The sequence below is a fragment of the Kitasatospora sp. P5_F3 genome, assembly GCF_054049135.1.
Map to the genome: position 1 here is coordinate 92,865 of NZ_JBFUMY010000015.1, position 23,452 is coordinate 116,316.

24 protein-coding genes and 1 tRNA gene are annotated in these 23,452 nt (G+C 71.3%); 7 read left to right on the forward strand and 18 right to left on the reverse strand.

The window, feature by feature from the left end; all coding sequences use genetic code 11:
• Positions 1 to 52: 52 nt before the first annotated feature.
• From ACXJMZ_RS13150 to ACXJMZ_RS13160, 3 genes are all read left to right on the forward strand, one after another.
• Positions 53 to 1,078, forward strand: coding sequence for a ketoacyl-ACP synthase III family protein (locus tag ACXJMZ_RS13150; RefSeq protein ID WP_457030196.1), 1,026 nt, complete (start codon positions 53 to 55; stop codon positions 1,076 to 1,078).
• A gap of 48 nt (positions 1,079 to 1,126) precedes the next feature.
• On the forward strand, positions 1,127 to 2,320 hold the full coding sequence (locus tag ACXJMZ_RS13155) for a cytochrome P450 (RefSeq protein WP_457030197.1): 1,194 nt from the start codon (positions 1,127 to 1,129) through the stop codon (positions 2,318 to 2,320).
• Positions 2,321 to 2,476: 156 nt separating this feature from the next.
• Positions 2,477 to 3,271 (forward strand): AfsR/SARP family transcriptional regulator, encoded by a 795-nt coding sequence (locus ACXJMZ_RS13160; protein WP_457030198.1) that lies wholly within the window; start codon positions 2,477 to 2,479, stop codon positions 3,269 to 3,271.
• Here the strand turns inward: ACXJMZ_RS13160 and serS are convergent.
• The 15 genes from serS to ACXJMZ_RS13235 form a co-directional block, all read right to left on the reverse strand.
• The gene (gene serS, locus ACXJMZ_RS13165) at positions 3,258 to 4,583 is read right to left on the reverse strand and encodes a serine--tRNA ligase (protein WP_457030199.1); all 1,326 of its coding nucleotides are present in this window, start codon (positions 4,581 to 4,583) and stop codon (positions 3,258 to 3,260) included. The two genes, ACXJMZ_RS13160 and serS, sit on opposite strands and share 14 nt — an antisense overlap.
• 41 nt (positions 4,584 to 4,624) lie before the next feature.
• Complete coding sequence (locus ACXJMZ_RS13170) at positions 4,625 to 6,127, reverse strand: APC family permease (protein ID WP_457030200.1); 1,503 nt, start codon at positions 6,125 to 6,127, stop codon at positions 4,625 to 4,627.
• 110 nt (positions 6,128 to 6,237) lie between these two features.
• Entirely contained in the window at positions 6,238 to 7,458 is a 1,221-nt protein-coding gene (locus ACXJMZ_RS13175; protein ID WP_457030201.1) for a beta-ketoacyl-[acyl-carrier-protein] synthase family protein, read from the reverse strand.
• Entirely contained in the window at positions 7,458 to 7,688 is a 231-nt protein-coding gene (locus ACXJMZ_RS13180; protein ID WP_457030202.1) for an acyl carrier protein, read from the reverse strand. The genes ACXJMZ_RS13175 and ACXJMZ_RS13180 overlap by 1 nt, the downstream gene beginning before the upstream one ends.
• 38 nt (positions 7,689 to 7,726) lie before the next feature.
• A complete protein-coding gene (locus ACXJMZ_RS13185; protein WP_457030203.1) occupies positions 7,727 to 8,767 on the reverse strand; it encodes a beta-ketoacyl-ACP synthase III in 1,041 nt (346 codons plus the stop codon).
• Positions 8,764 to 9,750, reverse strand: a complete 987-nt coding sequence (locus tag ACXJMZ_RS13190; protein WP_457030204.1) for a VlmB-like protein — start codon at positions 9,748 to 9,750, stop codon at positions 8,764 to 8,766. The genes ACXJMZ_RS13185 and ACXJMZ_RS13190 overlap by 4 nt, the downstream gene beginning before the upstream one ends.
• The gene (locus ACXJMZ_RS13195; RefSeq protein WP_457030205.1) at positions 9,747 to 10,325 is read right to left on the reverse strand and encodes a flavin reductase family protein; all 579 of its coding nucleotides are present in this window, start codon (positions 10,323 to 10,325) and stop codon (positions 9,747 to 9,749) included. The genes ACXJMZ_RS13190 and ACXJMZ_RS13195 overlap by 4 nt, the downstream gene beginning before the upstream one ends.
• Positions 10,322 to 10,888, reverse strand: a complete 567-nt coding sequence (locus ACXJMZ_RS13200) for a hypothetical protein (protein ID WP_457030206.1) — start codon at positions 10,886 to 10,888, stop codon at positions 10,322 to 10,324. The genes ACXJMZ_RS13195 and ACXJMZ_RS13200 overlap by 4 nt, the downstream gene beginning before the upstream one ends.
• Positions 10,889 to 11,003: 115 nt before the next feature.
• Entirely contained in the window at positions 11,004 to 11,486 is a 483-nt protein-coding gene (locus ACXJMZ_RS13205) for a type II toxin-antitoxin system RatA family toxin (RefSeq protein WP_457030207.1), read from the reverse strand.
• 2 nt (positions 11,487 to 11,488) lie between these two features.
• Complete coding sequence (locus ACXJMZ_RS13210; RefSeq protein ID WP_457030220.1) at positions 11,489 to 12,793, reverse strand: aspartate aminotransferase family protein; 1,305 nt, start codon at positions 12,791 to 12,793, stop codon at positions 11,489 to 11,491.
• 39 nt (positions 12,794 to 12,832) lie between these two features.
• On the reverse strand, positions 12,833 to 13,972 hold the full coding sequence (locus ACXJMZ_RS13215; protein WP_457030208.1) for an acyl-CoA dehydrogenase family protein: 1,140 nt from the start codon (positions 13,970 to 13,972) through the stop codon (positions 12,833 to 12,835).
• 40 nt (positions 13,973 to 14,012) lie between these two features.
• Positions 14,013 to 15,695: an aldehyde dehydrogenase family protein gene (locus ACXJMZ_RS13220; RefSeq protein ID WP_457030209.1), complete on the reverse strand. Its 1,683-nt coding sequence runs from the start codon at positions 15,693 to 15,695 to the stop codon at positions 14,013 to 14,015.
• Positions 15,696 to 15,775: 80 nt separating this feature from the next.
• Positions 15,776 to 17,245: an MmgE/PrpD family protein gene (locus tag ACXJMZ_RS13225; protein ID WP_457030210.1), complete on the reverse strand. Its 1,470-nt coding sequence runs from the start codon at positions 17,243 to 17,245 to the stop codon at positions 15,776 to 15,778.
• Between the two features lie 77 nt (positions 17,246 to 17,322).
• Positions 17,323 to 18,276, reverse strand: a complete 954-nt coding sequence (locus tag ACXJMZ_RS13230; RefSeq protein WP_457030211.1) for a diacylglycerol/lipid kinase family protein — start codon at positions 18,274 to 18,276, stop codon at positions 17,323 to 17,325.
• Positions 18,277 to 18,349: 73 nt separating this feature from the next.
• A tRNA-Gln gene (locus ACXJMZ_RS13235) sits at positions 18,350 to 18,438 on the reverse strand.
• Positions 18,439 to 18,616: 178 nt separating this feature from the next.
• On the opposite strand from ACXJMZ_RS13235, the gene ACXJMZ_RS13240 reads away from it, so the two are divergent.
• The 4 genes from ACXJMZ_RS13240 (at position 18,617) to ACXJMZ_RS13255 (ending at position 22,656) form a co-directional block, all read left to right on the forward strand.
• A complete protein-coding gene (locus ACXJMZ_RS13240) occupies positions 18,617 to 19,615 on the forward strand; it encodes a DUF2156 domain-containing protein (RefSeq protein ID WP_457030212.1) in 999 nt (332 codons plus the stop codon).
• 55 nt (positions 19,616 to 19,670) lie between these two features.
• Positions 19,671 to 19,835, forward strand: a complete 165-nt coding sequence (locus tag ACXJMZ_RS13245) for a hypothetical protein (protein WP_403040301.1) — start codon at positions 19,671 to 19,673, stop codon at positions 19,833 to 19,835.
• A gap of 245 nt (positions 19,836 to 20,080) precedes the next feature.
• Positions 20,081 to 21,211 carry a fatty acid desaturase family protein gene (locus ACXJMZ_RS13250; RefSeq protein WP_457030213.1) on the forward strand — a complete coding sequence of 377 codons (1,131 nt, stop codon included), beginning with the start codon at positions 20,081 to 20,083 and terminating at the stop codon, positions 21,209 to 21,211.
• Positions 21,212 to 21,294: 83 nt separating this feature from the next.
• A complete protein-coding gene (locus tag ACXJMZ_RS13255) occupies positions 21,295 to 22,656 on the forward strand; it encodes an MFS transporter (protein WP_457030214.1) in 1,362 nt (453 codons plus the stop codon).
• A gap of 76 nt (positions 22,657 to 22,732) precedes the next feature.
• Here the strand turns inward: ACXJMZ_RS13255 and ACXJMZ_RS13260 are convergent, their stop codons facing one another.
• The 3 genes from ACXJMZ_RS13260 to ACXJMZ_RS13270 form a co-directional block, all read right to left on the reverse strand.
• Positions 22,733 to 23,011 carry an acyl carrier protein gene (locus ACXJMZ_RS13260; protein ID WP_457030215.1) on the reverse strand — a complete coding sequence of 93 codons (279 nt, stop codon included), beginning with the start codon at positions 23,009 to 23,011 and terminating at the stop codon, positions 22,733 to 22,735.
• A 93-nt stretch (positions 23,012 to 23,104) separates the two neighbouring features.
• Positions 23,105 to 23,287 (reverse strand): acyl-CoA carboxylase epsilon subunit, encoded by a 183-nt coding sequence (locus ACXJMZ_RS13265; protein ID WP_457030216.1) that lies wholly within the window; start codon positions 23,285 to 23,287, stop codon positions 23,105 to 23,107.
• Between the two features lie 15 nt (positions 23,288 to 23,302).
• On the reverse strand, positions 23,303 to 23,452 hold a 150-nt coding region (locus ACXJMZ_RS13270), incomplete at its 5' end, for a carboxyl transferase domain-containing protein (RefSeq protein WP_457030221.1).

The following is a 23,452-nucleotide window of genomic DNA, read 5'->3' on the forward strand; positions in this document are numbered from 1 at the left end:
CCTGCTGCAGACCGACCGGCCATCCACACCGTCTGACTCCGGAGACCCCATCATGCGCCCCACCACGGACATCTACCTGGCAGCCACCGGGACTTGGCTGCCCGAGCACCGCCGCCCGCTGACCGACGCCGTCGCCGCCGGACTCGTCGGGGAGAACCACCGCGACCTCGGCTACGAGTCCATCGCCGTCGAGGAGTCCGGCACCGCGCCGGTCGACATGGCGGTCGCGGCGGCCCGGCAGGCCGTCCAGCGATCCGGCCTGGCCGGCGCCGACTTCGGCCTGCACCTGCACGCCAGCGTCTGGTTCCAGGGCCTGGACTGCTGGGCCCCGGCCGCGTACGTGGCCAACCACTCGGTCGGCCCGCAGGCCATCGCGTACAGCGTCGACCAGCGGTCGGCGGGCGGTCTCGGCGCGCTGCACCTGGCCGCCGCCTACCTGACCTGCGGCACCGTCAGCAACGCCCTGATCACCACCGGGGACCGGTTCGACGGCCCCGCGATCGACCGCTGGAACTCCTACGTCCAGGCGATCTGGGGCGACGGCGGCACCGCGCTGGTGCTCTCCACCGAGGGCGGGTTCGCCCGGCTGCTGTCCAGCGTCGTGGTGAGCGACAACAGCCTGGAGCGGTGGGACCGCGGCGCCACCCCGTTCGCCGCCGGGCCGCTGCAGGAGACGCCCGTCCAGGTCGAGAAGCGGTTCGAGCAGCACGCCGCCACCCCGGGTGCCGAGGCCGAGTTCGGACAGTGGACGGCTGCCGTCCTGGCGGCCCGGGACCAGGCACTGGCCGAGGCCGGAGTGCAGCTGGGCGACATCGCGCGGGCCGTCCTGCCGTTCGTCCACCGGGGCGGCGGTCAGGCCGAGTTGCACGACCTGCTCGGCCTGACCGAGGAGCAGACCGTCTGGCGCGAGCTCGGACGGCAGGTCGGGCACCTGGGTGCGGGCGACCCGTTCGCGGGACTCGACCACCTGCTCCAGGACGGGGCGCTCGCCGTCGGCGACCGGGTCCTGCTCTACAGCGTCGGGGTCGGGTTCACCATGGCGGCCGCCGTCATCGAGATCACCGAACTGCCCGCCTGACCCTCAAGTAGCCATCCGTCCCGCACGACCACGCCCGGAGGAAGAGCCGTGACCGACACCGAGACGCTCCTGGACTACCCGCTGCCGCGGACCGACCCGCTGCTCCCGCCGCCCGCCTACACCGAACTGCGGAACGGCCCACCCAAGTTGGTCAGGGTCAACGGCGGCCGCCGGGCCTGGCTGGTGACCAAGTACGACGACGTCCGCTCCGCCATCGCCGACCCGCGGGTCAGCTCGGACGACATGGCGCCGAACTTCCCGGCGCTGATCCCGCTGCCGCCGAGCCCCCGGGCACTGTCGATGTTCCGGATGGACAACCCCGACCACGCCACCCTGCGCCGGATGGTCATCCCGGAGTTCACCGCCCGGGCCACCCGCGCGATGCAGCCCGACGTGGAGCGGATCACCAAGAACCTGATCGACGCGCTGGCCGCAGGCCCCAAGCCCGCCGACCTGATGGCCGCCTTCGCCGACCCGCTGCCCACGCTGGTGATCGCCCGGCTGCTGGGCGTGCCGTACAAGGACCACGAGGTCTTCCAGGAGAACGGACGGATCGTCACCTCGCCGACCGCCACTCCCGAGGAGGCCGGCGCCGCCTTCGTCACCCTGACCGAGTTCATGAGCCGGCTGATCGACGACAAGCGCAAGGACCCGCAGGACGACCTGATCAGCCGACTCTGCGTCAAGTACCTGATCCCCGGCGAGATCAGCCACGACGACCTGCTGGCGATGGCCCGGCTGCTGCTCTTCGCCGGCCACGACACCACCGCCAACCAGATCGCCATCAGCGTGCTGTTCCTGCTGGAGAACCCCGGCCAGCTGGAACTGCTGCGCGCGGACCGCAGCCTGATCCCGAGCGCCGTCGAGGAGCTGCTGCGCTTCGCGTCCATCAAGCAGCACGACTTCATCCGGACGGCGGCCGAGGACATGGAGATCGGCGGCGTGCCGATCGCCAAGGGCGAGGGCATCATCTTCGCGCTCCCCTCGGCGAACCACGACGAGACGGCCTTCCCCGACCCCGGCCGCCTCGACATCACCCGGGACGCCCACCAGCACCTGGCCTTCGGCCACGGCATCCACAAGTGCGTGGGCGCCCCGCTGGCCACCCTGGAGCTGGAGACCGCGATCGGCGCGCTGCTGGACCGCTTCCCCGGGCTGAGCCTGGCGGCCGACCTGGACGACATCCCGTTCCGTGACGACATGCTGCTCTACGGCGTGCACCAGCTGCTCGTCACCTGGTAGGCAGCGCCCCCTCGAAGCCCCGTCCCCGCCATCCTGGGGGGCGGGGCTTCGGGCTGCCCGGAGCCGTTCGACAGCGGGGCGAATTCGCTCCAGTGGTAGTCGAGTTGACGGACTGACAATCCGAACACCCAATCCAGTCACCCCAGGGAGACAACAATGCAGTTCAGGATTCTCGGGTCGGTCGGGGCAGTCGTCGACGGCCGGTTCTGCACGGTCCCGGGAACCCGGCAGCGCACCCTGCTGGCCACCCTGCTGACCCGGCCCGGGCGCCTGGTGCCCGCCGAACAGCTCTACACGGAACTCTGGGACGACAACCCGCCGGCGACCGTGGAGAACTCCCTCCAGGCCCATGTCTCCCGCCTGCGTCGCACGCTGCGCAAACTCGGCGGCCCGCACGGGGACGTACCTCCGCTGATCACGCAGGCCTCGGGGTACATCCTGGACGCGGCGCCCGAGGACATCGACGTGAACGTGTTCCGGGAGCGGCTGGCCCAGGCCAGAGGGGCGATGGCCGTCGACAGCGAGGTGGCGGGCGAACTGCTGGAGGAGGCCCTCGCACTCTGGCAGGGCTCCCCCCTGCAGGACGTGGCCGCGGGACCGCTCTGCCAGAGCGAAGCGCTCCAGCTGGAGGAGGAGTACCTCGCGGCACTTGAGGACAAGCTCTGGCTCGGCACCTGCTGCCCCGAACCCTCGCTGGTGATAGGCGAGTTGAAGCGTATGAGCATCACCCACCCATGGCGCGAGCGGATCACCGAGATGCTGATGCTGGCGCTGTACCGCAGCGGCCGACAGGCCGAGGCGATCGAGGCGTACAACACCGCCCGCGGCCGACTGGTCGACGAGCTCGGCATGGAGCCCTCCCCGCAGCTCAAGAACCTCTTCCGGGAGGTCCTCAATCAGGCGCCCGGCCTCTACCACCCCAACCCGCTGCAGCAGCTCAAGTCGGCCTGAGGGGCACGCGGAAGCGCACGAAGTCGGAAGGCTCCGAACCACTGCCCGCACCCCCCGGCAGGATCCGCCGGAATCCCGCGTACGGGACCAGCGCGTCCGGCAACAGCACCGACCCGTCCTCCTGGACACCCTGCTCCAGCAGGGCGGCGATGGTCCGGCCCACCGGCAGCGCCGAGCCGTTCAGGGTGGCCGCGGGCAGCTTCCCACCGCCCGCCACCCGGTGCCGGATGCCCGCCCGGCGGGCCTGGAAGCTGCCGCAGTCCGAGACCGAGGAGATCTCCCGGTAGGAGTCGCTGCCGGGCAGCCAGACCTCGATGTCGTACGTCATCCGGGCCGAGAAGCCCATGTCCCCGGCCGGCAACAGGACCACCCGGTAGGAGAGTTCCAGCCTGCGGAGGCACTCCTCGACCTGACCGACCATCAGCTCCAGCTCGCGCTGGGCGTCCTCCAGCGCGCAGATCCGGACCAGCTCGACCTTCTCGAACTGGTGCAGCCGCAGGATCCCCCGGGTGTCGCGGCCGTACGAGCCCGCCTCGGCGCGGTAGCACGGCGTCCGGGCGGTGAAGGCGAGCGGCAGGGCGCTCTCGTCCAGCAGCTCGCGGGCCACCAGGTTGGTCAGCGGGACCTCGGCGGTCGGGATCAGGAAGAGCTCCCGGTCCCCCACCCTGGTCGCGAACAAGTCCTCCTCGAACTTCGGCAGTTGGCCGGTGCCGGTCATGGTCTCCCGGCTGACCAGGTGCGGCACGGAGTACTCGGTGTAGCCGTGCTCCTCGGTGTGCAGGTCGAGCAGGAAGGAGGTCAGGGCACGCTCCAGCCGCGCGCCCGCACCCCGGCTGACCGTGAAGCGGGCACCGGACAGCCTGGCCGCCCTCGGCCCGTCCAGGATGCCGAGCGACTCGCCGAGGTCGGCGTGGTGCCTGGCCTGACCGGCGGCGGGCCGGAGCGCCGGGCCACCGCGCCGGATCTCCACCGCCTGCTTCTCGCTGTCGCCGTCCGGGACTTCGTCCAGCGGGAAGTTCGGGATGCCCGACATCCGCTGCTCCAGGTCGAGTTCGACCTCCCGGACGACGGCCTCGGCCTGCTGCACGGCCTCCCGCAGCCGGCGCGACTCCTCCCGGGCCTGCTCGGTGGGCGCCCCACTCCCGCGCGAGGCCCGCTTGAGCTCGGCCCGCAGCTGGGCGACCGTCTCCACGGCGGCGGACCTGCGCCGGTGCGCGACCGCCAGCGCGTCCAGCTCCAGCTGGTACCTGCGGCGGGCCAGTCGTCGTACGGCCTCCGGGCCCAGCTCGATCAGCTCACGTACATCGTGCACGGCACTCTCCTTCGGAGCGTTGCGGCGTCTGGGGGGTGTTCTCAGGAGACCGGAACGGGCACCTTCACCGGCGGTGCGGGCTCCGTGAGCGGTGCCGCGGCCCGGTGGCTCTGCGCGAGCCGCCCGTACCGGGCCGGCTGCGCGGACCGCAGCCACCAGGCGTAGCCGAGCCCCAGCGCGCCCACCACCGGGACGACCCAGGGCAGGGCGGCGACCAGCGTGTTCCCGGTGCCGGTCAGCAGCTCGAAGTTGCCGACCACCAGCCAGACCGTCGCCGCCAGCCCCAGGAAGCCGAGCAGCGGGGCGACCGCACCCTGCCACCAGCCGAGCCGCAGCCCCTTCCGGGCCAGGCCGAGCACCGACAGCGCGGCCAGCGCCTGGAGCACCACGATGCCCAGGGTGCCGAGGCCGAGCATGCTGGTGGTCAGGTCCGCGTACGGGTCGAGGCCCGCGAGGGCGAAGCCGGTCACCGCGACGGCGCTGACCACGCTCTGGACCACGCTGGCCCGGTGCGGTGAGGCGTGCTTGCGGTGCACCACGGCCAGCCCAGCCGGCAGCAGGCCGTCGGCGGCCAGCACCTGGGCGTACCGGTTGGCCGCGCTGTGCAGGGCCAGGGTGGCGGCGAACAGGCTGGTGCAGAGCATGATCTGGAGCAGGGTGGCGCCGGCCGAGCCGAGGTAGTCCGTGCCCAGGGTGAAGAACAGCTCCCCCAGCTGCTCGGTGGAGACCTGGCGGACCTGGTCGGCGCCGATCGCACCCACCGCCGTCCAGCTGGTCAGCGCGTAGAACCCGGCGATCAGCAGGACGGCCAGGTAGGTGGCGCGGGGGACGCTGCGCTGCGGGTCCTTGGCCTCCTTGCCGTACAGCGCGGCGGACTCGAAGCCGATGAAGGAGACGAACGCGAACATCAACGAGACGCCGAGCCCCGGGCCGGTCGCGACCTCCGGGGAGAACGAGGCGGCGGGCAGCGCGGAGGTGCCGTGCCGACCGAGAACGGCGAGGTCCAGGGCGGCCAGCACACCGATCTCACCGATCATCAGGACGGCGAGCACCCGGGCGCTCACCGCGATGTCGCGGTAGCCCAGCACCGCGACGGCCGCCAGCCCGACCGCCGCGCACAGCTCCCACGGGAGGTTCAGGCCGTGGTCGGCCAGCACGAGCTGGGTGAAGTAGCCCAGGGCGCCGACCAGACCGATGGTCGCGCAGTTGTAGGCGAGCAGAGCGATGAAGCCACCGCCCACGGCGGGCGGGCGGCCGAGCCCGTCGGCGATGGAGGCGTAGAAGCCACCGGAGCCGCCCGTCCGGCGGGCGCTCACCGCGTAGCCGACCGAGAAGCAGAGCAGGGTCACCCCGGCGAACGCGAACGCGGCGGGGACGCCGGCGCCGTTGCCGATGGCGAAGGCCAGCGGGACGGTGCCGACCATGGCGGAGAGCGGTGCGGCGGCGGCGACGATCAGGAAGACGATGTGACTGGTGGTCAGACGTCCGGAGGGGGGCGAACCGGCTGTGCTCACTGATCTCGCCGAGGGGCTGGTGACAGTCATCGGGGCTCCAAGAGGGAGGGCGCCAAAGGACGGTGGATCGGGGAGGGCATGACGACGGGCCTGCGGCCGGGTGTGGGGCCCCGGGCGCAGGCCCGTCCGGAGGGGGGTGGTCAGGCTGCGGCGATCGCCAGCACCGCGTTCTGCCCGCCGAAGCCCAGCGAGCTGCTCAGCGCGAGCTGCATCCGGGTCTCGGTGGCCGAGGTGGCGACCTTGATCTCCATCTCGGGGTCGAGCGTGCGCAGGTTGGCGGTGGGCGGGACGACGCCCTGCTCCACCGAGAGCACCGTGAAGACCGCCTCCACCGCACCAGCCGCGCCGAGCAGGTGCCCGGTGACGCCCTTGGTGGAGGTGACCAGCGGGTCGCCGGTGAACACCCGACGGATCATCCGGGCCTCGGCGAGGTCGTTCAACGGGGTCGAGGTGCCGTGCGCGTTGACGTGTTGGACGTCGCCCGGGGCGGCCCCCGCATCGGCCAGCGCCGACCGGACGGCGGACTCGATGCCGAGGCCCTTCGGGTGCGGTTTGGTCATGTGGTGGGCGTCGGCGGTGGCCCCGTACCCGGCGATCCGGGCCCGGATCCGCGCGCCGCGCGCCCGGGCGTCGGCCGCCCGCTCCAGCACGACCACGCCCGCGCCCTCGCCTGCGACGAAACCGTCACGGTCCACGTCGAACGGCCGGGAGGCACTCGCCGGGTCGTCCTGGCGTCGGGACAGCGCACCCATCTGGGCGAAGCCGGCCATCACCAGCGGCGTGATCATCGCCTCGCTGCCGCCCGCGATCACGATGTCGCAGCGGTCGAGCAGCAGCAGGTCGCGGGCGGTGCCGATGGCGGTGGCACCCGAGGCGCAGGCGGTGGCCACCACCAGGTTGGGGCCGGTGGCGCCGAACTCGATCGCGGTCTGCCCGGCCAGCATGTTGGGCAGCTGCATCGGCAGCAGCAGCGGGGAGACCCGGGCGGCGGACTGCTCCACCAGCACCCGGTGCTGCGCCTCCACCGTCCCGGGGCCACCGTCGGCGCAGCCCAGGACGACGCCCACCCGGGCGCCGTCCCAGGTCTGCGGGTCGAGTCCGGCGTCGGCGATCGCCTCGCGGGCGGCGACCAGGGCGAACTGGGTGAACGGGTCCAGCCGGTGGGCCCGGAGGCCGCCGAGCAGCTCGGCGGCGTCGAAGCCCGGGACGCGGCAGGAGATCCGGACCGGGTTCTGGTCCAGCACCGGGTCGAGCGCGGCCGTCGGGCGGCCGTCGCGGACCCCCGCCCAGCTCGCGGCGACCCCGATGCCGGCGGGGGTGACCAGCCCCAGGCCGGTCACTGCTACGTCGATGCCGGCCATCAGACCCGTGCGCCCGCTTCCTCGATCAGGGCGGCCATCTCGCCGATGGTCTCCGCCTCCAGCAGCTGGTCGTCGGTGATGGAGATGCCGAGCTCGGCCTCCAGCAGCAGCGACAGCTCGACGACGGCGAGCGAGTCGAGCTCGACATCCTCCGTGGTGGCCTCGGGGGTGACCTGCTCCGGCGACACCTTGAGCTTGCTGACCAGGATTTCCTTGAGCTTCTCGAACATGATCGGTCCTTTTTTTGGAGTGTGTGGTGGGGTGGAGCTCAGCCGAGTGCGGGCCACGTGACGGTGGCGGCGCCCCAGGCGAGCCCGCCGCCGAACGCGGTGAGCAGTACGCGCTGACCGGCCTCCAACCCGCCGTTCTCGACCGCCTGCGCGAGCAGCAGCGGGATCGAGGCGGCGCCGGTGTTACCGACCCGCGCGATGTTGGAGAGCCTGCGTTCGGTGGGAATGGCCAGGCGGTCGGCGACCGCCTCCAGGATCCGGGCGTTGGCCTGATGGGCCGCCAACCGGTCCACGTCCTCGATGGCCCAGCCGGCTGCGGCGACGGCCTGCAGCGAGGCCTCCGTCATCCGCTCGACGGCGTGCCGGTAGGTCGCCCGGCCGGCCATCTGGAAGAACTCGTCGCCGGGCTTGGCGGCCTCGCCCGAGGAGCGCTGGCGCGAGCCGCCGGCCGGGACGGTGATCAGATCGCTCTGGTCGCCGTCGCTGCCGAGCACGATCGGGCCGATCGCGCCGGGCTCCCAGGCCTCGCCGGCCCGGAGCACCACCGCGCCCGCGCCGTCGGCGAAGATCACGGCGGTGGTGCGGTCGGTCGGGTCGATGATGGTGGTGAACGCGTCGGCGGCGATCAAGAGGACGCGCTCCGCGATGCCGGAGGCGATCAGGCCCGCCGCCGTGGCCAGCCCGTAGAGGAAGCCGGTGCAGACCGCGGAGACGTCGAAGGCCGGGACACCACCGAGGCCGAGCCTGGCCGCCACGTCCGGCGCGGTGGCCGGGCAGGGGCGGTCCGGGGTGGTGGTGGCCAGCACCACCGCGTCGACCTGCGAGTCGTCGGCGGACTTGAGGGCCCGTCGGCCGGCCTCCACCGCGAGGTCGGAGGTGGCGGTGCCGGGCGAGACCACGTGCCGGGTGGAGATCCCGGTCCGGGTGCGGATCCACTCGTCCGAGGTGTCCAGCCGGGACACCAGGTCCTCGTTGCTGACCAGATCCGGCGGGACGTAGGCGCCGACGCCGACGATGACCGCGGCACGGCCCTGCGGCGGTCCTGGACGCAGGCTCGGGTCCGCCAGGCCGACGGTCATACCGCGTCACCCCCGGTGCTGCTGAGGACCTCCACCGGGAGGCCCATGTACGCCATCCGCTCGGCGGCCATCTCGTCGGTCCACTGCTCGGCCATGTCGTAGCGCTGCTCGGGAGTGGTGTCGAGCATCCGGACGCCGGGCCAGATCTCGTAGTCGCCGATCTTGTCGGCGTGCTCGGCCATGCCCTGCTGGAAGAGCTGCTCGCGGTGGATCACGAACTCCTTGTCGGGCACCTCGTCCCAGAGCTTGACGCCGGCCCGCAGAATCTCCAGCAGCCTCGGCCGGTACTCGGGGTGGGCCGCCAGGTGGTCCTTAAGGATGGTGCTGGCGACGGTGAGGTGGCGGATCTCGTCGATCGCGGTGCCCCGGGAGATCTCGCCGGTGGCGGGCGACAGCGGGGTCCACTTGCGCTCGCTCAGCTCGGCGGCGGGGGCCAGTACGCCCTCGATGACGATGGCGAAGACCGCGACGCCGCCCATGAAGTCCGCCTGGTCGCGGACGATCTCCAGGGTGAAGTCCTCCACCGGCTGGAGCACCCGGCGCCGGTAGTCGGCGGCCATCTCGTCGATGTCCTTGACCAAGGTGGCGGCAGGGAGGCCGAGTTCGACCAGGTGGTTGCGGAACACCCGGGCGTGCCTGGCCTCGTCGATCAGCTGGGTGGCGTAGAACTCCAGCTCCGGGATGCCGGGCGCGATGGCCACGTAGTGGGCCAGCAGCCGGGTGGCGATCTCCTCGGAGAGTCCCCGGTAGCCGAACTCCAGAACCAGGGCGTCGCGCAGCGGACCCGGCTGTTTCAGGAAGTCGGGTACTCCGGCGTCCTTGTGGTGCCCGGTCTCGCCCCGATCGCGGAGCGTGCCCTGGGCGACCTCGGTGAACCAGTAGGCCAGATTGCACTGCTCCGGGCCGAGGGTGAGGTGCTTCGCCCCGTCCAGCAGCCCGGGTGCGGTGTCCCAACCGGCCTCGTGTGCCACGGTGTTGGTCATAGTCCCACGTTCTCCTTCCTGGTTCCGCTGACACCGGGCCCCTGGACGGGGACCGGCAGGAGCGCGCCGACGTACAGACCGCCGGCGAAGCTGAGCAGGGGTTCGCCCTCGCCCGCGGTGGCGTGCACCACCCGGCCGAGCAGGACCTCGTGGTCGCCGACCCGGATCCGGCCGGCCACCCGGCAGTCGATGTGCGCCAGCGCGCCGTCGAGCAGAGGCGCCCCGGAGTACCGGGCGGGCCGCCAGTCGAGTCCCGCGAACTGCTCGGCGCCGTCCGGGCGGGAGCTGTCGGCGAACCAGCGAGCGAGTGCGCTCTGGCCGCCGCCGACCACGTTGATCGCGAACCGGCCCGCCTCGGCCGCCAGTTCGGCCAGCACCGAGCCGGCCTTCAGGCTGGCGCCGACGATCAGCGGGCTCTGCGAGACGGTGGTGACCTGACTGGCGGTGGTGCCGTGCACCCGCCCCAGCTGATTGACCGTCAACACCGATACCGGGCAGGCGAGATGACGCAGATCGCGGCGCCGCTGGACCGGGTCGGCGGTGGTCCGCCGGATCGGCTCGGCCGTGGTGCTCACCGGACCGCCTCCCGGGCGACGGGCTCCCGGACCTCGCGAAGCTCGCGGACCGGCGGGGTGACGGCCGCCGGGATGTGCCCGACCGGGGTCGGCGTCATCTCGTGGCCGACCGGCTTGGGGTGCGGCAGGCCCAGGTCGTCCAGCAGCCGCAGGTAGCCCTGCTGGCGCACCGGCTCGAAGGGCAGCGCGAAGGACTTCATGAAGTTGCCGAACAGCGCCCGGTCGCCGAAGAGGTGGAACGGCAGCACGAGCAGCGCCCACTCCGGCTCGACCAGCCAGCACCACAGCGCGGCGACCGCCGCCTGGGTGATCAGGCTGTGCATGACGTTGTAGAGCACGTAGTACGTCTTGGAGATCGGCTGCCCGCCCGCCTTCTTGAAGGCGAGCGCGCCCGGGATGTATCCGATCAGGTCGATGTAGAGGAACAGCCCGATCGCCGGCAGCCAGCGGATCTCGCCGAGGTGCGCGACGAGGAGCCCGGTGGTGACCGCGAAGCCGACCAGGTACTCGGCGCGGTGCAGGGAGTAGGTGCTCGGGGTCTCGAAGGGATTGGCCTGGTCCACTGTTTCAACTCCTGGAGCAGCGTGGCGGGTTCGAGGTGCGGGTTCGAGGTGCGGGGGAAGCTTCGTCGGCGGGAGCGGCGGCGCCSGGCGGGGTTCCGGCGCCGCCGCTGGTCGGTCAGCCTGCGGCGGCCACCGGCTGGGCCAGCGAGGCGTCGCCGAGGATGGCGGTGTCGGCGAACAGGCCGGTGACGGCCCAGGCCACGGTCTCCTTGATGACCCGCTCGGCGATCGGGTCGAGGATGCCCTCAAGGCTCGGGATGCCGAAGTCGAAGTCCGCCTCGAAATGCACCACGACATCGGCGCCGTCCTGGCGCAGCACCCACTTGCCGACGAAGCTGTCGAAGTCGCCGTCGGTCTGCTCGAAGTGGATCTCCAGGCGGTCCTGGTGGAAGGTGTCCGCCTCCGTCCAGCGCAGCAGGCCACTGCGGAAGTGCAGCTCCCAGCTGGAACTGCCCACCGGCTCCGGCAGGGTGGAGTGCACGGTGGTGGCCCGCACATGCGGGGCCAGCTCCGGGTAGCGCTCCCACTTCGCCACGGTCGTGAAGACGTCCTCGGCCTTGTCGTTGCGCACTACGGCGTCGAGTTCGACGTGTCGCACGGTCAGTTACCGCCTTCCGGCATCTTGGCCGAGCCCCGAACGAGGTCCAGGGTGGCCTTGTCAAAGGAGTCGAGCAGGAACTCGACCTCCGAGTCGGTCAGGATCGCCGGCGGGGTGAACCGGACCACCGAGCTGCCGTTCATCGAGTGGTTGGCCACCACGCCGTGGTTGAAGAGCTCGATCAGGAGCTCTCCGGCCAGGCCCGCCTCGACCAGCTCCACGCCGATCAGCAGACCCTGGCCCCGGACGTCGACGACCAGCTCGGGGATGTTGCGGTAGGCGATCTCGGCGATCCGCGGCAGCAGCCGGGAGCCGAGCTCCATCGCCCTGGAGACCAGCCGCTCCTCCTTGATCGCCTGGACGGCGCCCTGGACGGCGGCCATCAGCAGCGGCTGTCCGGAGAAGGTGGCGGTGTGGATGTACGGGTCCTTGTCGAAGGGCTTGAACGCCTTCCGGGTGGCGATGGCCGCCGACACCGGCACCACACCGCCGCCGAGCGCCTTGCCGGCCAGCAGCACGTCCGGCTGCACGCCCTCGGTGTCGATGCCCCACCACTCGCCGAGCCGGCCGAAGCCGGTCTGCACCTCGTCCAGGATCAGGAAGCCGTCGAACTCCCGGACCAGCTCCTCGACCTGCTTGAGGTAGCCCTTCGGCGGGATGATCACGCCGCCCTCGCCCTGGACCGGCTCCAGGATCACGCAGACCTGGCCCGGGTGCGCGCGGAGCTCGTCGCGCAGCGCGTCCGGGTCGCCGAAGGGCAGGTGCGAGACGTCCGGGATGAGCGGGCGGAACGGTGCCTGGTAGACCTCCTTGGCGGTCGCCGACAGCGCGCCGAGGGTCTTGCCGTGGTAGCCACCGCGCATCGAGACGGTGCGCTTGTAGCCGTTGGCGCGGGCCAGCTTGAGGCCGGTCTCCACCGCCTCGGCGCCGGAGAGCGCGAAGTGCACCCGGTCAAGCCCCGGCGGGGTGATCGAGGTGAGCGCCTCGGCGGCGCGGGCCACGGTGGGCTCCAGCAGGATGCGGGTGGCCACCGGATGGGTGGTCAGCTGGCGCATCACCGCCTCCATCACGATCGGGTGCCTGGCACCCATGATGAACACGCCGTAACCACCGGCGTTGAGGAAGCGCTCACCGTCGCTGGCGGTCACCCAGGCACCGGAGGACTCGACCTCCATGTGGCTGCCGAACAGCTCGGCGAGGGTCGCCCGGCCCTTGCTGAGGTGGGCCCGGTAGAGGTTGAGGATGTTCTCCTCGGTGTCGACGCTGCCGGTGTCGACCCTTCCGGCGTTGATCGGGGCGGTCTGCATCACGGTCACGGATGACTCCCTTTCAGGGCGCTACGTCGTTCAGGAGAGTTCGAGGGGGGCGCCGCCGAAGTACTTCAGCAGCGGCTCTGCCGCGCTGCCCCGGGACGGCGGGTGGAAGGCCAACGGCCGTACGGCGGTGGCGAGTCGGGCGTGGTCGGAGGAGCGGATGAAATCCAGTCCACCGAGCAGTTCGAGCGCCTGGTCGGCGGCCCTGGTCAGCGCCTCCTGGGCGGCGAACCGGGCGACCAGCACCTGGGCGACCGCCTCCTCGCCCGCCACCCCGTCGCGCACCGCGCGGGCCGCGCCCTCCAGCAGTGCGAAGGCGGCCTCCACCCGGATCGCGGCGGCGGCCCGCTCGCCCGCGCTGCCCTTGCCCCGGTCCAGCACATGCTCGATCAGCGCGGAGGCGGCGCCCGCGTAGCCGGCCGAGATGAGCATCTCGAACCAGACGAACCCGGCGGTCTGCAGGTCGTCGATCCGGTGCGGGTCGGCCTCGGAGGTACGGATGACCAGGTCCTCCGGTACGAAGACGTCGGCGAGTTGGACCTCGTCGCTCTCCGCCGCGGCCAGCACGTCGTTGCCCCAGAACGGGTGCACGGTCAGCCCCGGCGAGTCCGCCGGGACCAGCGCCAGCGCCATCTCCGGAGTGCCGTCCTCGCCCGGGACGGCGATGCTCGCCGTCAGCAGGTCCATCGAACGGGCCAGGCTGCACGGCTTCTTCGAGCCGCCCAGCCGGTAGCCGCCCTCGACCGGGACGGCGGTCACCGCCGGGGTGAGGATGTTCTGCTGGGTGCGGCCCTCGGCCCAGCCGGAGGCCATCACCCGCTGCTCGGGGACCACCCCGTGCAGCAGGTCGAGCTGCGCGGCGCTCAGCCTGCCGGTGTCACCGGCCAGCGAGTAGAGCATCGCGGCCGTGAAGTGATGCATCGTCACCGCGGCGGCCAGCGAGGGCGAGAGCGAGCCCAGGGCCCGCTGGACCCGGACGGCCTCGACCGGGTCGGCCCCGTGCCCGCCGTACTCGGCCGGCACCAGCAGGGCGACTCCGCCGTTGGCCCGGAACAGGTCGATCACCGGGCTGCCCGGTGCCTCCCGCTCGGCGTAGGGGATGTCGGCCAGGGCCTTGACCAGCCCCGGGTGGTACCGCTCACAGGTCTCGCGGGCGGAATCGAGGGAGCGCACGGCAGAAAACCTCCGGTCGTGGGTGATCAGGACGGGGCGATCAGGACGGGTTGGAGCCGAAGACCGCCTCGCGCGGGCTCACGTCGTGGGCGATGCTGACGCCCTGGATGTGGGAGGTCTTGAGCATCGGGTAGTTCGCCTCGCCGTAGACGCCGCCGGTCAGGCCGGTGCCGCCGTGGCTCGGCAGGTACGGCAGGAAGCCGATGTGCGAGTCGTTGATCTTCAGCAGGCCACCGTTGGTGACGCGCTGCACGAAGGCGTTGATCACCCGCGCGGACTTGGCCCAGAGCGAGTTGCGCAGGCCGTACTCGTTGCTGTTGACGAAGGTGATGAAGCTGTCGAGCAGCTCGTCGTTGTCGCCCGCGTCCGGCACCACGATCGGCAGCAGCGGGAAGAAGGTCTCGTGCCGGACGACGTCGTGCTCACGCGCCCCGGCCAGACCGTTCACCCGGAGCACCGTGGGCTGCAGGAAGACGCCGGTCTCGGACGGGGTCCCGTCCAGCTCGGTGCGCTGGCCGCCGGTGATGATCTCGGAGCCGTGGGCCAGCGACTGCTTCAGCAGGGCGAAGAACTTCTCGCTCCGCCGGACCGGGGAGAGCAGCACGTTCTCGTCCTCCGGGTAGCCCGGCAGCACGGTCGCGACCTGCTTCTTGACCTCCTCGATCAGCTCGTCCGCGATCGCGGGGTGCGCCAGCACGTAGTTGGGCACCATGCAGATCTGGCCGGAGCCGTAGAAGGACTCGGCGATCGCCTCGGCGGCGTACTTGAGGTCCGCGCCCTCCCAGACGATGATGCCGTCGTTCCCGGCCAGCTCCAGGATCGGCTTCTTGCCGTGTGCCACGCACTGCTCCTGGAAGCGCAGGCCCTCCTGGCTGCCGCCGATGTAGAAGATGTCGTTGACCAGCGGGCTCTCCACCCAACGGTCCAGCGTCTGCTTCGGGTTACTGCAGACCGCGTTCAGCACACCGGGGGGCGCACCGACCTCGTCCAGCAGCGGCGCCACCACGTCGCGCAGGATCCACATGGTGCTCAGCGGGATGCTCCGGGGGGCGCGCACCACTACGGCGTTGCCGGCCATCAGCGCGAGGACGGCCAGTGCGGCGCTCGGCGCCGGGGCGTTCTGCGGCGGGTTGAAGCCCACCACGCCGTCGGGCTGGCGGCGGACGATCAGCCGGCGACCTGCGTGCTCGAACTCGGTGTGCATCCGCTGGCGGTACCAGTAGATGCTCTCCTCGCTGTAGACCTGCAGCAGGCAGCTCAGCTCCCAGCGGGCCAGCCGCACCGGGTGCGCCTCGGAGACCAGCATGTCGATGAACTCGTCCTGACGGCGGATCAGTTCCTCGCGGAAGAGGGTGCCGAGCCGCATCCGGCGCTCCAGCGGCACGGCCGCCCAGCCGGGCGCGGCGGCGGCGGCCGCCTCAGTCGCCAGATCGATCGCCTCGTTGCTCGCGATGGCGCACCGGCCCACCACGTACGGGTGCTCCGCCGCGTCGGAGTCCGGGTCCTGCTCCAGGGCGCGCTTCAGGCTGACGCTGGTGAAGACGTCCTCCAGCAGCGACCTGGCACTGACCGTGTAGACCCAGCCGTCGCCGTCGATGTCCTTTCCGGCGATATACAGCGGGTAGCTGCGGAGCGGCTTTTCCCGCCCATTTTCGGCAGCGGAACCAGGAGCACCGGAATTCCCGGAGAGGATTCCCACCGCCGATTCGTCAAGAAGCATCATCAGGCCTTTCCGAGGAATTCTTTGGCTGAAGCGAGTTGATGGTGACAGAGCATTCTGACTCCCCGCTGACGCGGAGCTGATCAGCGCAGGGCTGCGGAGATCCACTCCTGCAGTTCGTCGGCCGTCATCCGGTCCAGCCGGTCGGCGGCGACGGCGACGTCCTTGTCGCCGCCGAACTCGACGAACTTCTCCCGCATCAGCTCGGCGTGGTTGGCCCGGGTGTGCGGGCCGGCCGCCGCCAGCGGGACGAGACGCTCCCGGGACGCCGTACGGCCGTCGGTCAGCCGGACCGTCACCCGGGCTCCGGTGGCCTTGGTGGACGCGGAGAAGTCGCCCGACTCCCGACTGTTCGCCGCGTCCACCGCGAGCTTCGCCTCCGCCTCTCCCGCGAACTCGCGCAACCACGGCTCGGCCGCGTCCCCGGCCTGCCGCAGTGCCTCGCCGAACGGGGCCTCGGAGGCGAACAGCGCCCTGGTGAACTCGGGGTCGTGCACCAGCCGGACGCGTTCGGCGACCTGCCAGCGGCCCCGGTCGTTCAGCAGCGGCGCCGAGAAGTCGTTGACGGTGAGCCCGCCGGTGAGCAGCGCGGTGGCCACCGGGTACGGCGTGTGCAGCACCAGCGCGCCGAGCGGTGATCCGGGGCCGACCACGTACGAGGCGGCCTTGCGCCCGGCGAACAGTGTGTACAGCGACGCCTCGACGACCACCTCGGCGATCTCGTCGGGGCGGATCGGGCCCAACTCCCGGCGCAGGGCGGCGGCGCAGTCCACGGCGGCGTCCACCCCGGGGCCGCCCGGGTGCATCTTGAACGAGAGGGTCTCGGTGTGCCAGCGCTCGCCGAGACCGGCGTTGACCGCGTCCGGCAGCGGGACCGCGGAGAACCGGTCCAGGAAGCCGTCCGGGTGTTCCAGGATGTCCGCCGCACCGCGCAGGCCCACCCGGGCCGCGTCGCAGGCGTCCATCGCGGTGCGGACGGGCGTGAAGGAGTTGAACAGACGGGCGTCGCTGGCCAGAAAGGCCCGCATCAGCGGCCAGTTGGGCATCGCGAAGGCCAGGCCGACGGCGCTGGTCCACACCACGTCGTCGGCACCCTCGCAGTGCAGCCGGCCGCAGACCGCCCCGGCCAGGTGGGTGTGCACCGCGCTGTGGCCGCGCAGCGGTCCGAGGGTGGCAGCAGCGGTGATCCTGGCCGCGCACTCGTTGGCGGCGACCACGGCGGCGACCAGCGCGGCGCCGTCCAGCCGGCGGTCGTACGCGTAGGCGACCGGCACCGCGACGGTGGAGTTGGAGAGATGGCCCGCGTACGCGGTGTCGTCGAGGTTGAGGAACGACCCGAGCCCGGACAACACACAGGCGGAGAGCCGGACATCGTGCTGCAACGGCGGGCCGAAGGCCTCGATCATCCGGCGGCCGAGCGGGTGCTCGGCGCCGGCCCGGATCGAGGCCAGCTGGGAGAGCACCTGACTGGCCGCCAGCGAGCGCACCCGATCGGGGATGTCCTCCGGGCGCAGCCAGGCTGCCCACTTCGAGAGTTCCTTGAGCACGGGCACGGTGGGGCTCCCTGAGAATCGGGCGGCCCGGCACGGAACGGCCTTGGGGCCGCAGCCAGTTGCACTTGCCGGTCGGCCTAAAGCCGGGCCGCACCCCAGACCGGGAGGGCGCCCGGTAGGACCTCAAGGGTCATCGAGGCCCAGCGGCGCTCCTGCAGCTCACCGTCGTGCTCGAAGCAGAGCGGCGTCGCGTCCAGCCGCTCCACCACGATCTTCCGGCCGCGCCCGTAGGCGACCCCAGGCAGATCGAGGTGGCGGGCCTCCCGGGTCAGTTCGGGCACCTGAGTCGGGTGCACCTCGGCGCCGATCACGCAGACGTCGAGCAGGCCGTCGTCGAGCTCCGAGTGCGGCAGGACCTGGTACTGACCGCCGCGGTAGCGGCCGCCGCCGACGTTGGCGAGCACGGTGTCGCCCTCGTGCAGCACGACTCCGTCGACGGTGACCCGGCCCGGGTAGGGGGTGAACGCCGCAGCGGTGTCGGCGAACGCCTTCGCATAGCGGGCCCGTCCGGTGAGCGGGATGCCCCGCGCGGTGACCAGCGCCTCGGCGATCACGCCGGAGCAGGCCCCGAGCAGCACCAGCTCGTCGGTCTCGGCGAGCAGAGCCAGGTCGATCCGGTACAGCTCCGCCTCCCCCGCGCCGTCCAGCGCCGTGGTGAGCGCCTCGGCCCAGGGACGCTCGCCCCACAGCATCCGGTAGTCGGAGTTCCCGGTTCCGGCGGGGACGATCGCGAGGGCGGCCGCCGTCCCGTGGCCGGGCCGGGTCATCCCCTCCACCACCTCGCGCACCGTGCCGTCGCCGCCCACCGCGACCACCAGATCCGGGGCCGGCACGCCACCCTCGCCCCGGAGCGCGGCACGCACCGTGTCGGTGGCATCGCCGCGGTGCGTGGTGCGGTGCAGGACGACGGAGTCGAACCGCGCGGAGCAGAGCCCGGTGACCTCTTCGAGCAGTGCCGCATGCGTGGTCCCCGACGTCGGGTTGGCGATGATCAGGGCCCGCCGGGGGCGCTGGGCAGCTGCGGATCCCATGCTCACAAGTCTCCAGACACGATGCCGACAGCCTCAATCGGCCGCCGGCGAGAGCCGACGGCCGATTCGGACGCGGAGAAGGCAGGATTCGAACCTGCGTGGGCGCAAACCCGACCAGGACCAAAGCCCCGGCCCCCGATAAACCACTCCGGGCACCTCTCCCTGTTCCCGACCCGGTTCCCCGTGCCGTTCACAGGGATAACACTGCCTGCCGTCCCTGATATCCCCCTGACGCCCCGCTGACGCCCCGCAGAAGGAATTTTCACCCCTTTCCCGACGCCATTTCCAGGTGCTCTACTCTCTCTCACCGCACATTCGATCCGGAAGGGACCGACACCTGATGTCAACCGCCACCGAGACCGATAATCCGGTCCTCCAGGCCGTCCGCAGCCACACCGGCTCCGAGAACCCCAGCGCCTTCCTCGCCCTCAACAGCGGCAACAGCGTGTTCACCGCCCCGGGCACCGACGGCGTCATCGTCTACCGCCGCACCGGCCGCCACCTGGTCCAGTTCGGCGGCCCGTTCGCCTCCCCCGAGGCCTACAGCCCGCTGCTCGACCGCTTCACCGCCTTCGCCAGGGAGCAGGAACTCCAGCTGGTGAGCGTCCAGTTGCAGCGCCCGGACGCCGACCACTACGCCGCTCGCGGCTTCACGGTCAATCAGCTCGGGGCGTCCTGGGCGGTCCACCTGCCCGACTTCACCCTGCGTGGCTCCCGGTTCATGCAGCTGCGCAACAAGATCTCCCGGGCCTTCCGCAACGGCCTGCAGGTGCAGGAGGTCCCGGCCGACCAGTGGGAGGGCGCGCTGCAGGAGATCGACGGCGCCTGGCTCGGCTCCAAGGGCGATCACGCCCGTCAACTGGAGTTCCTGGTCGGCCAGATCGGCGGTCCCGTCCAGTCGCACCGTCGGCTCTTCGTCGGCACCATCGACGGCGCCCCGGTGGGCTACATCTCGTACTCCCCGGTGTACGGAAGCCGGGCCGGCTGGATGCACGACCTGAGCCGCCGGATCCCGGGCGGCTCGCCGGGCCTGATGGAGGCGATCAACTCCTCCGCCATCGAGGTCTTCCGCAGCGAGGGGGTGGACTGGCTGCACTTCGGCTTCACCCCGTTCACCGGTCTGGATGCGGCACACGAACTCCCGGGCCACAGCGCCTCGTTCCAGTGGCTGATGCACTTCCTGTGGGCCGAGGGCGAGGCGATCTACCCCGCCCAGACCCAGCTCGCCTACAAGGACAAGTGGGCGCCGGACGTGCTGCTGCCCGAGTACGTCGCCTTCGACGGGCCGGCCTCGCTCGCCTCCTTCGCGCACATCTTCCGCGCCTGCAACGCCTTCTGAGCCAATACCTGCTGACCCAAAGCCTTCTGATCGACCTTCAAGAGGAGAGACCCGGATGTCCGAGCAGCAAGCACCCGACACCGACACGCTCAAGCAGTCCCTGGTGGAGGCGTTCATGGCCATCATCGGGGCACCGGACGACCTGGAGGTCGCCCGGGCCGCCGACCGGGTGGTCCGCACCCTCGACGAACGGCTCGCCGCCGAGTCCGTCGCGGCCTGAACCTCCTCCGCCTCACCAGCGGTGACGGGCACGGACGGTGACGCCGGGTCAGGGACAGATCAGCACCGCATCAGCGCGGTGCCTGATTCTGGGCCCTGTCCGGCGTCCGGCACCGCGATCTTCGCGCCTCTCGGCCCTCCGAGCCCGTACGCCGCCAGCGGATCTCACCTTCCCGCCGCGCCTCGCGTCACTTGACGGCAGCGCCGTCAGCCACGACCGGGTGCCTGCCCCAAGGAGCTCACGGCATGCAGTCTCCGCACGTCAGCCAGGCCGAACCTGGCGCCCTCGACACACTCGACGCTCCCGGCGACCCGAAGCAGGCCGCTGCGTCGGGAGTCGGGGCCTCCGCCACCTTCTCCGAGCTGCTGAAGCGGGTGAAGGCCGAGGGGCTGTTGGACTTCGACCCCCGCTACTACGTCCGGCGGCTCGTCCTCAACACCGCCATGATCCTGGGCGGCCTGGTCGCCTTCTTCGAACTCGGCGACTCCTGGTGGCAGTTGCTGGTCGCCGCCTGGATGGGCCTGTGCGGTGCGCAGAGCTCGTTCATGTGGCACGACGCCGGCCACAAGTCGATGTTCCGCAGTAAGAAGGCCGCCTCGATCGTCGGCTACTTCCACGCCAACTTCGTGAACGGGGTCAGCTACGGCTGGTGGGTCAACCACCACAACCGGCACCACAGCCACCCCAACCACCTGGAGCTCGACCCCGACATCGGCCGCCGCACGGCGATCTTCGACATCAAGCAGTACGCCACCCGCCGCGGTGTGCAGCGATTCATCGTGCGCTACCAGAGCGTGCTCTTCTTCGTCCTGCTGACCCTCGAGGGCTTCAAGATGCAGCGGACCGCCGTCAAGGCGATCGCGAAGGGTGAGACCAAGTACCCGGTGCTGGAGTCCGCGCTGATCGCACTGCGGGCCGCGCTCTACCTGGGCGCCGTGTTCGTGGTGCTGCCGCCGGCCCTGGGCGTCGCCTTCATCCTGGTCCAGACGGCCGTGCTCGGCGTGTACTTCGGCATGCTCTTCGCTCCCAACCACAAGGGCATGGACGTCCGGGACGGCGAGGAGGAGACCCTCGACTGGCTGGAGCGCCAGGTCCTCACCTCGCGCAACATCAACCCTTCGCCGCTGATCGACTTCCTCTACGGCGGCCTCAACTACCAGGTGGAGCACCACCTCTTCCCCGCCATGGCGCAGAAGCACCTGGCCCGCGCGCGGGAGCTGACCATGCAGTACTGCGCGGAGCGCGGCGTGCCGTACCGCGAGGTCGGCTTCTGGGCCTCGTACCGCGAGGTCGCGAGTTTCCTGCACGAGGTCAGCGCACCCGTCCGACGGGGCGAGGGCGACGCGCTCGCCGCCGAGGCCCTGCGGGCCGCCTGACCGTTGCCCCTCCCTCGACCCCGACCACTCACCGCCCCGGCCGACGTGCCGGGGCGGTTCAGCAGAGGAGCCGGTAAGTTCCCATGCTCGACCAATCCATCCGCGTGGCGGGGCCGGCAGCCCGGCCCTCGATCGGCACCCGGCTCGACCGGATGCCGATCACACCGATCCACCGCAGACTCACCGCCATCGTCGGCGTCGGCCTGCTCTTCGACACCTTCGAGAACAACCTCTCCGGGACGATCTCCAAGGTCCTCCAGCACGAGTTCGCGTTCGGCGGCAACACCCTGAAGCTGGTCCTGGCCTCGGCCTTCGTCGGCCAGTTCATCGGCGCCCTGGTCCTCGGGCGGGTGGCCGACCGGATCGGACGGCGCCGCGCCTTCCTGATCAACCTGGCGCTGTACTCGGGGTTCTCCCTGCTCGGTGCCTTCTCCCCCAACGCCGAGTGGCTGATCGCCACCCGATTCCTGGCCGGCATCGGCATCGGCGCCGAACAGGCGCTCTCCGACTGCTACTTGGCCGACATCCTGCCCGCCGGCAAACGTGGCAGATACACCGCCTGGGCGTACACCATCGCGTTCTGCGGCGTACCGGCCGTCGGCTTCGCCGCACTGTGGCTGGTACCGCTGACTCCGCTCGGGATCGCCGGCTGGCGCTGGCTGTTCATCCTCGGCTCGCTCGGCTCGGCCGTGGTGTGGGTCCTGCGGCGGCACCTGATCGAGTCGCCGCGCTGGCTCGCCTCGGTCGGCCGGCACGCCGAGGCCGAGCTGCTGGTCGCCCGCCTCGAAGGACGGCCGGCCATCGACCTGACGGTCGGTCCGGTCCAGGCCGAGCCGCTCACCGTCCGGGCCCGGGTACGGGAGATCTTCCGCCCGCCGTACCTCAGGCGGACCGCGATGCTCTGGATCTTCTGCATCCTGTCGGTGATCGGCTACTACGGCTTCGGCGCGCTCGCCCCGCAGATCCTGGCCGCCAAGGGCTACGGCATCGTGGCCGGCCTCGGCTACACCGCTCTCTCCTTCGTCGGCTACCCGATCGGCTCACTGCTGTCCGTACCGATCATGGACCGGGTCGAGCGGAAGGTCCTGGTGGCACTCTCGGCCGTGGCCATGGCGCTGGCCGGGCTGGGCTTCGCCTACGCGGGCTCGGTGGAACTCGTCGTGCTGTTCGGCTTCGGCTACACCGTCGCGAGCAACGTCTTCTCCACCGTCTCCCACGTCTACCTCGCCGAGCAGTACCCCACCGCGATCCGCGCCGCGGCCTCCGGTGCGGCGTACTCGCTGTCGAAGCTCAGCGCGGCCGCGCTGCCGTTCGTCCTGCTGCCCGTCCTCCAGTCGCACGGCGCGGGCCCGCTGTTCGCCGTCATCGCCACCGCGATGGGGCTGCTGACCGCCACCGTGCTGCTGCTCGGCCGCCGCACCACCGGGGAGTCGGTAGACGCCTGACCGATCACCAGAAGCCATACCCAGAAGGCCCGTTCACCCCGTCCGAGGACGGAGTGAACGGGCCTTGGCGTGCGGGTCAGCCGACGTTGGCGGACGCCTCCTGCTCCTGCGCGAGGAACGCGGCCATCGCGGTGACGGTCGGGTGCTCCCAGGCCACCGCCGGCTCGAGGTAGAGAGCGAACTTCTCCTCGATGTCGCCGAACAGGCTCAGCGCGGCGACGGAGTCGAGGCCGTACTCCACGAACGGCACTTCCGCGTTGATCTCCGACTTCGGTCGGGAAACGTGGCTGGCGAGCCGCTCGGTCAGCCAGCTCTTGATGTCCTGCTCTCGATCAACCGAACCAGTGGTTGTCATCAGATGCTCCTTCGCAGTGGCGTCTCGCCGCAGGGTGCACCGGCGCACTAAAGAGCCGCTCGAACGATCCTGGACAGCCGGCCCTACGGTCGTTCAGGCCGCCGTCTGCCAACTGGACGGCGGCGCATAGTCGATGCGGTGCCAGGAGCGCTGCCGCTCGACGGCGGGCTCCGCCTGGGCGGCCGCCCTGGCAGCCGAGCTCCGACTGAGCAGGGCGATCGTCAGGGCGGCGATCTCCTCGTCGGTCAGCGAACCACGGGTGACGATGATGGTCATGGCTTGACTCCTCGACTACATCGGCGGGTTGCCGTGCTTACGGCTGGGCAGGTCGGCGTGCTTGGTGCGGAGCATGGCGAGGGAGGAGGCCAGGACGGCGCGGGTTTCGGCCGGGTCGATGACGTCGTCCACCAGGCCGCGTTCGGCGGCGTAGTAGGGGTGCAT

Bases quoted from the DNA above. Each gene is read 5' to 3' on its own strand.
- ACXJMZ_RS13265 (WP_457030216.1), bottom strand. From the start codon at position 23,287: ATGACCATCATCGTCACCCGTGGTTCGCTGACCGACGAGGAGATCGCC.
- ACXJMZ_RS13160 (WP_457030198.1), top strand. From the start codon at position 2,477: ATGCAGTTCAGGATTCTCGGGTCGGTCGGGGCAGTCGTCGACGGCCGG.
- ACXJMZ_RS13260 (WP_457030215.1), bottom strand. From the start codon at position 23,011: ATGACAACCACTGGTTCGGTTGATCGAGAGCAGGACATCAAGAGCTGG.
- ACXJMZ_RS13255 (WP_457030214.1), top strand. From the start codon at position 21,295: ATGCTCGACCAATCCATCCGCGTGGCGGGGCCGGCAGCCCGGCCCTCG.
- ACXJMZ_RS13190 (WP_457030204.1), bottom strand. From the start codon at position 9,750: ATGACCAACACCGTGGCACACGAGGCCGGTTGGGACACCGCACCCGGG.
- ACXJMZ_RS13250 (WP_457030213.1), top strand. From the start codon at position 20,081: ATGCAGTCTCCGCACGTCAGCCAGGCCGAACCTGGCGCCCTCGACACA.
- ACXJMZ_RS13150 (WP_457030196.1), top strand. From the start codon at position 53: ATGCGCCCCACCACGGACATCTACCTGGCAGCCACCGGGACTTGGCTG.
- ACXJMZ_RS13185 (WP_457030203.1), bottom strand. From the start codon at position 8,767: ATGACCGTCGGCCTGGCGGACCCGAGCCTGCGTCCAGGACCGCCGCAG.
- ACXJMZ_RS13230 (WP_457030211.1), bottom strand. From the start codon at position 18,276: ATGGGATCCGCAGCTGCCCAGCGCCCCCGGCGGGCCCTGATCATCGCC.
- ACXJMZ_RS13175 (WP_457030201.1), bottom strand. From the start codon at position 7,458: ATGGCCGGCATCGACGTAGCAGTGACCGGCCTGGGGCTGGTCACCCCC.
- ACXJMZ_RS13245 (WP_403040301.1), top strand. From the start codon at position 19,671: ATGTCCGAGCAGCAAGCACCCGACACCGACACGCTCAAGCAGTCCCTG.
- ACXJMZ_RS13180 (WP_457030202.1), bottom strand. From the start codon at position 7,688: ATGTTCGAGAAGCTCAAGGAAATCCTGGTCAGCAAGCTCAAGGTGTCG.
- ACXJMZ_RS13170 (WP_457030200.1), bottom strand. From the start codon at position 6,127: ATGACTGTCACCAGCCCCTCGGCGAGATCAGTGAGCACAGCCGGTTCG.
- ACXJMZ_RS13210 (WP_457030220.1), bottom strand. From the start codon at position 12,793: ATGCAGACCGCCCCGATCAACGCCGGAAGGGTCGACACCGGCAGCGTC.
- ACXJMZ_RS13220 (WP_457030209.1), bottom strand. From the start codon at position 15,695: ATGATGCTTCTTGACGAATCGGCGGTGGGAATCCTCTCCGGGAATTCC.
- ACXJMZ_RS13240 (WP_457030212.1), top strand. From the start codon at position 18,617: ATGTCAACCGCCACCGAGACCGATAATCCGGTCCTCCAGGCCGTCCGC.